The sequence below is a fragment of the Caldisericia bacterium genome (genome assembly GCA_021158845.1).
Taxonomy (GTDB): domain Bacteria; phylum Caldisericota; class Caldisericia; order B22-G15; family B22-G15; genus B22-G15.
Genome location: JAGGSY010000147.1, coordinates 1 through 11825 on the forward strand (window position 1 = coordinate 1; position 11825 = coordinate 11825).

The following is an 11825-nucleotide window of genomic DNA, read 5'->3' on the forward strand; positions in this document are numbered from 1 at the left end:
GTGCCTTAAGGTATGCAGTTTGATAAGATATTGTAGCATAAGCAGTGCTGTGAGATTTATTAAAGCCGTATTCGGCAAATTTCTCTATGGTGTTGAAGACTCTTTCAGCTATCTCCCTTTCAATCCCATTGTTTACACATCTATTTATAAAATCATCCCTTAGTTTTAACATAATATCTTTTTTCTTCTTCCCCATTGCTTTTCTTAAAAGATCCGCTTCAGCAAGAGAATAACCTGCAAGTTTCTGTGCAACCTGCATGACCTGCTCCTGATAAACTATAATTCCGTATGTTGGTTTCAAGATCTCATCAAGTAAAGGATGAATGGGGGTATAACTTATAACTCCGTGTTTTCTCTTTATAAATTCATCAACCTGACCTGACTTAATGGTTCCTGGTCTGTAGAGAGAAAGAACTGCAATAATATCTTCCATGGTTGTTGGTTTAACCCCTGTAAGAACCCTTCTCATCCCGGGAGATTCAAGCTGAAAAACACCAATGGTTTTGCCCTCCCTTAAAAGGGAAAAGGTCTTTTCGTCATCAAGGGGAATTTTTTCTATCTCAAATTTTTCTTCCCTCTCTCTATTTATAAGAGTTAAAGTATTCTCAATAACAGTAAGTGTTCTTAAACCAAGAAAGTCCATCTTAAGTAATCCCATTTCCTCTAAAACATCTTTGTCATATTGAGTTGTGATACTCTTATCCTTTGTAAACTGAAGTGGAACAAGATCTGACAGTGGTGTATCACCTATCACAATTCCTGCTGCATGGGTGGAGAAGTTCCTTATAAGCCCTTCAAGCTTCATGGATAGTTCAAAGAGTTCTCTTTTGTTCTCGTCACTCTCCATTTCCTTCTTTAAAAGTGGTTCATTGATCAAAGCATCGTTAAAATTCATTCCAAATGGTATGAGTTTTGCAATTCTGTCCATTTCCTTGGCAGAGTATCCAAGAACTCTGCCAACATCTCTTATTACCCCCCTTGCTTCCATCCTTCCAAAGGTGGCAATCTGAGCAACTCTATCCTCTCCATACTTCTTTCTCACATACTCAATAACCTCATCTCTTCTCTCATCAGAAAAGTCAATATCAATATCTGGAAGAGAAATTCTTTGAGGATTAAGGAATCTCTCAAAGAGAAGATTGTACTGAAGTGGATTTATCTCTGTTATTCCAAGTAAGTATGAAACAAGACTTCCTGCCGCACTTCCCCTTCCAGGACCAACTCTTATACCTTTACGCTTTGCAAAGGAGACAAAATCTGAAACAATAAGGAAATAGTCTGAAAATCCCATCTCCTTTATAACGGAAAGTTCCTTTATAAGTCTCTCTCTTACTCTTGGAGTCTCTTTTCCAAACCTCTTTATAATTCCCTCCTCACACTTTCTTTTTAAAACAGAAAAGGCATCCTCTCCCTCTGGAAGTGGAAACTTTGGTAGTCTTGATTTTCCAAGAGGTATTTCAACCTCACACTTTTCAGCAATTTCCATGGTGGTATGAATGGCATCTGGTATTTCCTTAAACAATTCCCACATCTCCTCAAAGGATTTGAGGTAAAATTCATCAGTTTGAAACTTAAGTCTATCAGGATTGCTTATAGTTGTCTGAGTTTGAATACATAGAAGTATTCCATGTGCCTTTGCATCCTCCTTTTTAAGATAATGGACATCGTTTGATGCAAAGTATTTTGTATCTGTCTCCCTGGCAAGGCGGAGGAGTTCAGGAATAACCTTCTCCTCTTCGGGAAGGCGGTGATTTTGAAGCTCTATGTAAAAATCATCTCCAAAGATCCCTTTAAATTCATAGACCCTCTCCTTTGCTCTCTCATATTGACCAGATAGAATTAGGGAAGGTATCTCCCCTTTAAGACACGAAGTTCCAACAATCAATCCCTCGCTGTACTTTTTCAAGACCTCCATGTCTATCCTTGGCTTATAGTAAAAACCCTCAAGGTGTCCAACGGATACAAGCCTTGTGAGATTCTGATAGCCTTTAAAATTCTTTGCAAGGAGAAGTATGTGGTAGTTTACAGCATCTTTCTTTCCCTTTTTATCAAATCTTGAAGTAGGGGAAAAGTACATCTCAACACCTATTATAGGTTTTATCCCCTCCTTCTTTGCTTTCTTGTAAAAAGGTATTACTCCATACATTCCTCCATGATCTGTGAGTGCCACTGCTGGCATTTTAAACTCTTTAACTCTCTTTACGAGATCATCTATTCTTAAAAATCCATCAAGAATTGAGTATTCGCTGTGAACATGGAGATGAATAAAACTCATCTCTTAAGCTCCTCTAAAAGCACCTCTCTTAGGATCTTTGGATCTGCTCTTCCCTTTGTCTTCCTCATAACCTGACCAATGAGAAATGTTAGAGCATTCTCTTTTCCTCTTTTATAGTCATTAACAACCTTCTCGTTCTCTTTCAAAACCTCTAAAACAAATTTTCTTATCTCTTCTTTTGAGGTTATAGGAAGAATATTTTCCTTCTCAATTATCTCTTTAAACTTTTTACCCTCAAATAATTTCTTTATAATTTTTTTAAGTATCTTGGAAGATATCTTTCCCTCAGAAAACATCTTTACAGAGCTTGCAAAATCTTTTGGGGTAAATGGTAGTTCTTTAAGACCCTTCTCATTCATAACTCCTAAAACCTCTGTAAGAAGCCAGTTACTTATTGCCTTTGGATTGTTAAATACCTTGAGTGACTCAAAGTAAAAGTCCTTTAAATAGATGTTTCCTACAAGGGTTTCAACTTCCTTTTCTGAGAGAGAAAGTTCCTTCAATCTTTTTCTCACATCATTTGGTAACTCGCCTATCTCCTCTTTTGTCCTTTTAATAATTTCATCTGTAAGCACAAGGGGAGGGAGGTCTGGATCAGGGAAATACCTGTAATCCTCTGCTTCCTCTTTCCCCCTCATGGAGTATGTCTTTCCATCAGACTCATTAAAGTGTCTTGTCTCCTGAACAACCTCTCCACCCTCTTTGATAATCTTCATCTGTCTCTCTATCTCATACTCCAAAGCTCTCTTTACACTTTTAAATGAATTCATATTCTTAACTTCACATCTTGGATGACCCTCAATGGAGACATTGGCATCACACCTTAAGGCTCCCTCCTCCATGTTTCCAGTGGATACACCAAGATATATAAGTATTAGTCTTAACTCCATTAGATACTCCACTGCCTCATCTGGACTTTCTATGTCAGGATAACTCACAATTTCCACAAGAGGAACACCTGCTCTATTGTAATCCACATAGGAGTAATTTGCCTCCACTATATCCTCAGGATGAATTAACTTTCCTGCATCCTCCTCAATGTGCGCCCTTATAATCCTTATCTTTTTCCCACTCTTTGGTAAGACAAGGTATCCTTCCTTTGCAAGAGGAATATCATATTGAGAGATCTGATAACCCTTTGGAAGATCTGGATAGAAATAGTTTTTTCTGTGAAATAGAGATGTCTTTGAAATTTTACAGTTTAGGGCATGACCAATCTTTAGAGCATACTCTACAGCCTTTTCATTGAGAGATGGAAGTGTTCCTGGAAGACCAAGACAAACAGGACATATATTTGTATTTGGAGGAGAGGAAAAATCAATCTTACACCTACAAAACATCTTTGTCTCTGTATTTAACTGAGTATGCACCTCAAGACCTATTATTGGTCTCATATCTCACCTCACATCCTTTCAGGAGTAGAGACTCCCATGAGTCTTAAAATTAATCTGAGTAAAATCTCCACACTTTTTACAACAACAATCCTTCTATCTCTAATCTCCTCATCCTCTGTTAAAACGGGAAGATCATGGTAGAAGGAATGAAAGAGTTTGGAAAGTTCAAGGGCAAAGAATGGAAGAAGATGAGGAGAGTAATTTTTTGCGCTTGAAGAAAGGGTTTCCTCAAAGATAACTATCTTATTCATTATCTCCCTTTCTATACCAGAAAAATTGAAATTCACATTCTTTATGTCTGGAAATGGAATATTCCTTTCAACCCTTTTTCTCTCTATAGCTCTTGTTCTTGTATAAGCATACTGAATGTAATAAACAGGATTCTCCAAGCTCTTTTTTCTTGCAACCTCAAGGTCAAATTTAAGAGGTGTAGAGGGAGACCTTGCAAGAAACATAAATCTAACTGTATCCTTACCAATATCTTCCACAAGCTCTCTTAAGGTAACAAACTCTCCCTTTGTCTTACTCATCTTCACCTCTTTTCCACCCTCTACAAGATGAACAATGTGGTAGAGAATTACATAGAGAAAATCTTCAGGTATACCAAAGGGTTTTAAAGCCCACTTCAATGGATCAACATGCCCTATGTGATCCCACCCCCATACATCTATAACTCTATCAAATCCCCTTTTCCATTTGTTAACATGGTATGCTATATCTGTAAGGGTATAGGTATAATCACCAGATGATTTTACAAGAACCCTATCCTTTTCATCTCCAAACTCTGTTGATTTAAACCATAAAGCTCCCTCTTTTTCATAAATCAATCCCTTATCTTTAAGAAAGTTAAGAACCTCCTCAACTTCTCCCCTCTCTCTCATCTTCCTTTCAGAAAACCAATTGTCAAATTCCACTCCAAATAGAGAGAGGTCCTCCTTTATGGACTCAATTATAATCTGTAGTGCCCTCTCACCAACCTCTTCCTTATCAAGTTGCCTTCCCTTAAACTCTTCAATAATCCTTTCTGCAATTTCATAAACATACTTTCCCCTGTATCCATCTTCAGGAAATTGATAATCCCTTCCTTTAATCTCCATAATCCTTGCCCAGACAGACTCTTTTAGAAGTTCAATTTTTCTACCAGCATCGTTTAAATAGTACTCTCTTTGGACATCATAGCCAACATAGGAGAGTATATTTGCCAGTGTATCACCAATAACTGCATTTCTTCCATTCCCAAGAGTCAAGGGACCTGTAGGATTTGCAGATACAAATTCAACCTGAATTTTCTTCTTATCCGAAGAGAGATTCCTTAAATAATCTTCCTTCTTTGAGAATAGATCAAGAATAAAATCCTTATAGAACTTTGATGAAAAGTGCATGTTGAGAAATCCGGGTGGAATAAGTTCAACTTTATCAAAATACCTATTTTCCCTAAAGACTTCTAAAACTCTCTCCTTTACACTATCATCAAACTTTATAAGAAAATTGGAGGAGATATCTCCATACTTTTTGTTTTTTGGAATGTAAAGAGAAAGGGGAGGTTTCTCCCCTAACACCTTCTCTACCTCTGTTAAGAGAATACTCTTTAATACCACTACCTTATCACTCCAATCAATCTGTTTATTACCTTTCTAACACCTGAAATTTTACCAACTTTTTCCTCTATTGCATAGAGGGAAGAGGGATTTGTTACCTCACCCTCAAGAAAGACAACTCCCCCAATTGAGAAAAATGAAATATTGTCTTTTACAAACATTCTATCCTTGAGAATCTCTGAAATTTTATTCTCTATCTCTGTATCTTTACTTTTCTCCCCTCTTGAAACAATTCCATTTACAACACCAAGAACTCCAGGAACCTCTGACGCTTTATCAACTGCAGCTTTTTTCTCCTCCTCACTCTCGACATTTCCCTTTATATAGGCAATCTTGTTGAGGACTTTTACCCTCAAATGAAAAATCTTGAGTTCCCTTAAAGCATCAAAAAGCATGCTCTCCAGAGCAAAATCATTAACTGGAAATGGAGGTTCAATCTTGATCTGGTTCTCTATTCTCTTTACGGGAAGTGATTTAAAATAGGTCTCTATGGTTTTCTTCTCTTTTAGAGTTGGAACAGAACCAAATATTTTTAAAATGCCATTCCTTACACTCACACTTACAGATAGGTCTCTATCCTTTATTATTCTATTTGCTGCATCCTCAATATCTTCATCAGAAACACTCCTTCTCACTGGAACTGAAAGTGAATTTACAATCTTTTTCACTCCTTTTATAGATCTTACAAGTTTCTCTGCTCTTTTTATAAGGGTTTTATCTCTCACCTCTCCGTCTAAAAAGACTTTTCCTGAAACAACTGATATATCAATCTTTTCGTTTTTTAATTCCTCATCCCTTTTAAACAGGTTCTCCACCCTCTTTAATATTCTTCTGTCTTCCGCCATCTTTCCCTTTGTAGGAAGAAAGCGTTCCTCTTTCATTATTTTTCTCCTCCTTAGAACTTTTCTAATTTCATTATATAAAAATTGTCTCTCTCAAACAAGTTCAGAAATTGTATCATTTCAAATGTGTTATACTTAAAATATGGGATTTAGAATTTTTATGTATTGTATTTTTATTTTTTAATAATGTTTAAAACTTTATCGTTTAACTCTCTTCTCCCAATGGACAATCTAAACCAGCCTTTACCTAAATCAAGGATAGAAATTCTCTCTTCAATTAATTTATCCCTTAACTTTTTATAATCTTTTACAAAGAAAAGAAGGAAGTTAGTTCTGGATGGAAAGACCTTTAACCAAGGAATTTTCTTTAATTCATTGAATACCCTTTCTCTCTCAGACTCTATCCATTGAATTCTTTCAAAGAATATATCCTTATGCTTAAGAACAATGCTACCTATAAGCATGGAGAGATAGGGAAAGTTGTATGGATTTTTGAAACCATTGAAGTGGAATACAAAATCCTCATTGGAAATTAGGTATCCAATTCTTTCTCCAGCAAGGGAAAAGGACTTTGAGAAGGTTCTAAGAATTATGAGATTATTAAACTCATTAATTAATGGCGAAAGAGTGGTTTTACTAAATTCAAAATATGCCTCATCTATGACAACAAATCCTTTAACCTCTTTAATGATTTTAATAAGTTTGTCCCTTGCAAAGAGATTCCCAGTAGGATTGTTTGGATTGGGTATAAAGAAGAGTACTCTTCTATCCTTTATAACATTTAGCGTTCTTTCCATATCTATAGAGAAATCATTTGAAAGAGGTATCTCAATAAAATTAGCTCCAAGCATTAGTGAAAATTCCTTGTAGCATTTGTAAGATGGAGTGAAAGATACAATGTCAAAACCTTCTCTACCAAACATGCTTATAAGAAAATAGATTCCTTCGTCTGCCCCGTTAAGGAGAGAAATATTTTTACCATCAAACCCTGTATATTCAGTAAGTGCAGAGATGAAAGCGTTGTCTATGGGTGAATGATAGAACCTTATATCATCTCCATCAATCCTCTCTTTAAATTCAGAGAGAACAACCTCTGGTAGGGGAAACGGATTCTCGTTGAGATTCAATCTATCCTTCCTAAATTCAGGAAATCTGTAAGCTTCAAGTTTTTTTATTCTCTCTGGAATCATACCAGAATTAATTATAACAGATGATATAATTCAATAAATGGGATATCTCACACTTTACAGGAAGTATAGACCAAAACAGTTTGAGGAAATAAAAGGGCAGGAACACATAATAAAAACCCTTGTAAATTCTCTTAAAGAGAAGAGGGTGTCTCATGCCTATCTATTTTCAGGTCCAAGGGGCACTGGAAAAACAACAACTGCAAGAATATTTGCCAAGGGACTCAACTGTGAAAAAGGAATCACTCCTTATCCATGTGATAAGTGTAAGAACTGCATAAGTATAATGAATGGAACCCATATGGATGTTATTGAGATAGATGCAGCATCCAACAGAGGCATAGATGAAATAAGGAATTTAAAAGAAAGAATTAATCTTTCTCCATCTATGGGTAGATACAGAGTATTTATAATAGATGAGGTTCATATGCTGACACAGGAAGCTTTTAATGCCCTTTTAAAAACACTGGAGGAACCGCCTCCACACGCTGTCTTTATTCTCGCAACCACAGATCCTCAGAAGGTGCCAAATACAATCCTCTCAAGATGTATAAGATTTAACTTTAAGAGAATAGGTATAAAGAATCTGATGGAGACAGCAAGAGAGATATTATCAAAGGAGGGAGTTGAGGCAGAGGAGGATGTTATAAGAAAGGTTGCGGAGGCTTCGTATGGTTCTCTAAGGGACCTTCTTTCCATTCTTGAACAGTTGATTCTCTACTCTGGAGATAGAATAACCCTGAAAGATTTAAAGGAACTATTGGGGGAAACTGAGGAATCATGGCTTAAAAAATTTTATACATCCATGAGAAATGGCGATGACACAACTGTCCTATCTCTGATAGGAAATGTTATAGATTCAGGAAAGGAGGTAAAACAGATCCTTTTAGACTTAATAAACTATGGAAGAAAACTCCTTATGGCTAAAGTGTTTGGTAAAGACATGGAGGAGGCGAAGTACTTTAGAAGAAGTGAGCTTGTGAGCATAATTGAAAATTTCATGGATATACTTCCTGAGTTAAGGTACTCTGATTATCCAAGACTTCTTCTTGAGATAAAGATTGAGAAGCTTATATTAAAATTATTTGCCAGGGAAAGAACCTTTAAGATAAAGCCGACTTTAGAAAAGGAAAAGGTAGAAAAAACAGAGAAAGAAGAAACATCCTTTGTGTGGGAAGAATTTTTGAACATGATAAAAAAGAAAGATGAGCCTCTATACATGCTTATGAGACCAGCTAAATTTAAAGGAATAGAGGGAAGTGCAATAAAAGTTGAATTTCCCTACAACTATAAATTTCACAGAGACAAAACAGAGGAGAAAATGGAGACTTTAAAGGAGATACTTAAAGAACTCGGATTAAGAGACTTTGAACTTGTATTTAGCCTTGAGGAGGAGGAATCTTACAGAAAAAAAGAGGAGGAACTGTTGAATCTTCCTGAGATAAAAAAGGTTTTAAAGTATTTCAAGGGAAAGATTAAAAAGATTGAAGATTCCTTTGAAGAAGATTAGCATAGAACTTGCAGTATCCCTTGCTTAGGGGGCATGATATACATAAAGGATCTTTCTTCTTACAATACATCTTTGCCAATTCAACTATAAGGGCATGAAAGACCCTATACATTTGAACACTTTTTCCAAGATTCTTCTCAAGAAATTCTTTTATCTCATCGTATCCTTCATCTCCCTTTATTAAACCAATCCTTGCAAGTGTTCTTCTTGTGTACTCATCAACCACCATACTTGGTTTATTAAATCCATAGAGGAGGATGGAATCAGCACTCTCCTTACCAATTCCTTTAATGCCTAATAGTTTTTTCCTTAAAGTATGAGTCTCCTCCAGAGCCATCTTCCCTATGTCACCACCATACTCTGACATTAGAAATTGCACAAAATTCTTTAACCTCTTGGCTTTAACCTTAAAGAAACCAGATGGCTTGATGAGGCTGAAAAGAGTCTCTTCATCAAGGGAAGCAATTTTCTGTGGATTTAAAAAACCTCTCTTCTTTAAATTTAAGATGGATTTCTCCACATTCCTCCAGTTTGTTCCCTGGGTTAGAATTACACCAACACAAATCTCAAATGGATCTACATCTACCCACCAATCAAGGTGTCCAAAATGTCTGTAGAGAACAGAAAATACAGACTCAAGTATCTTTCTTCTATTCAGGGAATACCTCCAGGAATCGCCATAATTCTTGGTGTTATGGTAATCTCTATTATCGCTGCTATAAGAAGAAGGGGGATAACTATAATATAGGAACGAAGATAAGGGATAAACTCAGAAACACCCTTCCTTGTGGGAGAGAGGCGATGTGCGAAGGAAAGGGATAAGATAAGAGCTGATATTTCAAAAACACCATGTGGAAGAATTCCTGTCACAAAGACCTTGAATCCACTAACATTTGGAAGATATGAGAAAAGTGCAACAACAATACCTACTATAATCCCATTGACATATACAACAATTTCAGAGAAGACACCAAAGGTTATAAAACTTAAAATTCCAGCAATCGCCACAACTCTCAGATTGTTAAGAAAAATAAAAATGATTTTCTCAACAAGAGATTTCTTCATGAATTTTAGAATTGGCTCAAGATACTCTCTAATCTTTGGAAGAATCTTAAAGAGTGTATCTGGCGATATAATTCCCTGTTTTACAAGAAACTCCTTTGCAAAGAATACGATAAAAAAGCCCAAAACAAAAGCTATCAAGAATCTTATAAGAAACTTTAATATCTCATCTCTTCTCTCTTTTATGTCCTTTAATACCTTTTCCATACTTCTCCTCCATGAGTCTAACATACAATCTGTAAAAAGGATTCTCCTCTATCTCCTCTTTCTTTTCCTTTACATGTTCACATTCTCCATAGTTTAGGTTCTTTCCACAGACAGGACACAAGCCCTTGCAATCAGGCTTACATAGAGGGTAGGGAGGGATGGATACAAGAATATTCTGTCTTATCATCTCTCTTACATTTATCTCATCTCCATGGTAGTAAAATGTTGATAGCTCCTCCTTGGTTAACTTAATCTTCTCATCAAAATGATAGGGTTTTTTTGTGTACATCTCGTCTATGGTTCCTGTTAGTTCATAATCAAAGAATTCAAGGCATCGCCTGCATCTTAACTTCAATTTCACTCTGTATGTACCTGTTATTTTAAAACCAACACCTCTATTCTCTATCACAAGATCAGCTTCTACTGGCGAGAGGACCTCTACACCACCTATCTCTTTAAATTTAAATTTTAGAGAAACTTCCTTCTTTAAACCAGTTTGTCTCTTTAAGTCTCTAATACTGATCAATATCTTCTCCTGTTGATTCCTCTGAAAGAGCCTCTATTCCCTCATCTATAATCTTTCTTGCCTTAAGAAGATATGTATCTGTCTTTAACAGAAGCTCTCTAACGAAATTCTTTGCATCCTCTCTCATCTTTTCTGCCTCTTCTCTCGCTTCCTTTAGGATTCTATCTGCCTCCTCCTTAGCCTCAAGATATATCTCTGATTTTAATATGAGTTTCTTCTTATCATCCTCTGCGCTTTCTACAATCCTTTTAGCTCTCTCCTTCGCATTACTGATAATCTCCTCTTTCTCCTTTAAAATGTTTTTTGCCTTTTCAAACTCAACAGGAAAAGACTTCTCAATCTCATCAATAATGGATATTATCCTCTTCTCATCCACCATAATCATGTTGGAAAAGGGGACTGGCTTCCCTTTTTTCACAACACTCTTAAGATTCTTAAGTAGAGCTATTACATTCATTCTTTATCTCCTCTATCATTTTTTTAACCTCTGGAGTTACAAACTTCTCAATATTTCCATTGTTGGCAATTATATCCCTCACAAGACTTGAGGATATAAGTGTATATCTTACATCACTCATTATGCATACCGTTTCCATTTCTGGATACAAGAGTCTATTTGCAGAAGACATCTGAAATTCATAATCAAAGTCTGATGTAACTCTCAAACCTCTCAAGACAATCCTGAGCCCCTTCCTTTTTAAATAATCAACAAGAAGTCCTCTTAGAGAATCAACCTCCACACGAGGAATATTCTTTGTCATCTCTATAACCATTCTCTTTCTCTCCTCCATGGTAAACAGATACCTTTTACTCTCACTCTCTGCAATAAGAACAATTATTTTATCAAAAATCTTTAGACCTCTTTTTATAACATCAAGATGACCAAGAGTTGGGGGATCAAAACTTCCAGGATAAACTGCAATTTTTTCCATTCAACCTCTCCTTAAAAAATCAATAAAAGTTTCACCAATCCTCAATGTCTTATATCTTAAAAAACAGTATTCAATTTCTTCTCTCTTAGAGTGCTCATAAATAATAATTGTTTCATCTTTAATGATATTACTATTTGAAAGAATTTCAAGTGCTTTCTTTCCAAGATTCCTTCCATATGGGGGATCAAGGAAAATAAAATCTGGTTTTGGATTTAAGTTAAGTTTTAGAAATTTAAACACATCCATCTTAAATACTTTGAATTTCTCTTTATCAACCTTTACAATGGAGAGA

12 protein-coding genes are annotated in these 11825 nt (G+C 35.9%); 1 reads left to right on the forward strand and 11 read right to left on the reverse strand.

Features of this window, described 5'->3' with window-relative positions:
- From dnaE to hisC, 5 genes are all read right to left on the reverse strand, one after another.
- Nucleotides 1-2275 (reverse strand): DNA polymerase III subunit alpha (gene dnaE / locus J7J33_05260; protein MCD6168685.1); only part of this gene is annotated, 2275 nt, incomplete at its 3' end.
- A complete protein-coding gene (gene gatB / locus J7J33_05265) occupies nt 2272-3669 on the reverse strand; it encodes an Asp-tRNA(Asn)/Glu-tRNA(Gln) amidotransferase subunit GatB (GenBank protein MCD6168686.1) in 1398 nt (465 codons plus the stop codon). The genes dnaE and gatB, both read right to left, overlap by 4 nt.
- Nucleotides 3670-3677: 8 nt before the next feature.
- Nucleotides 3678-5267, reverse strand: a complete 1590-nt coding sequence (locus tag J7J33_05270; protein ID MCD6168687.1) for an arginine--tRNA ligase — start codon at nt 5265-5267, stop codon at nt 3678-3680.
- Nucleotides 5267-6148: a BON domain-containing protein gene (locus J7J33_05275; protein ID MCD6168688.1), complete on the reverse strand. Its 882-nt coding sequence runs from the start codon at nt 6146-6148 to the stop codon at nt 5267-5269. The genes J7J33_05270 and J7J33_05275 overlap by 1 nt, the downstream gene beginning before the upstream one ends.
- 134 nt (nt 6149-6282) lie before the next feature.
- A complete protein-coding gene (gene hisC / locus J7J33_05280) occupies nt 6283-7299 on the reverse strand; it encodes a histidinol-phosphate transaminase (GenBank protein ID MCD6168689.1) in 1017 nt (338 codons plus the stop codon).
- A gap of 37 nt (nt 7300-7336) precedes the next feature.
- Between hisC and dnaX the strand changes: the two genes are divergently transcribed.
- A complete protein-coding gene (gene dnaX / locus J7J33_05285; protein ID MCD6168690.1) occupies nt 7337-8806 on the forward strand; it encodes a DNA polymerase III subunit gamma/tau in 1470 nt (489 codons plus the stop codon).
- Here the strand turns inward: dnaX and J7J33_05290 are convergent.
- From J7J33_05290 to J7J33_05315, 6 genes are all read right to left on the reverse strand, one after another.
- A complete protein-coding gene (locus J7J33_05290; GenBank protein MCD6168691.1) occupies nt 8772-9449 on the reverse strand; it encodes an endonuclease in 678 nt (225 codons plus the stop codon). The two genes, dnaX and J7J33_05290, sit on opposite strands and share 35 nt — an antisense overlap.
- Nucleotides 9450-9460: 11 nt before the next feature.
- Complete coding sequence (locus J7J33_05295; GenBank protein MCD6168692.1) at nt 9461-10075, reverse strand: stage II sporulation protein M; 615 nt, start codon at nt 10073-10075, stop codon at nt 9461-9463.
- Nucleotides 10035-10601, reverse strand: coding sequence for a DUF177 domain-containing protein (locus tag J7J33_05300; protein ID MCD6168693.1), 567 nt, complete (start codon nt 10599-10601; stop codon nt 10035-10037). The genes J7J33_05295 and J7J33_05300 overlap by 41 nt, the downstream gene beginning before the upstream one ends.
- A complete protein-coding gene (locus J7J33_05305; protein ID MCD6168694.1) occupies nt 10588-11058 on the reverse strand; it encodes a hypothetical protein in 471 nt (156 codons plus the stop codon). Before J7J33_05305 ends, J7J33_05300 begins: the two co-directional genes overlap by 14 nt.
- A complete protein-coding gene (gene coaD / locus J7J33_05310) occupies nt 11036-11533 on the reverse strand; it encodes a pantetheine-phosphate adenylyltransferase (GenBank protein MCD6168695.1) in 498 nt (165 codons plus the stop codon). The genes J7J33_05305 and coaD overlap by 23 nt, the downstream gene beginning before the upstream one ends.
- Nucleotides 11534-11825: RsmD family RNA methyltransferase (locus J7J33_05315; protein ID MCD6168696.1), on the reverse strand; the 292-nt coding region annotated here is incomplete at its 5' end.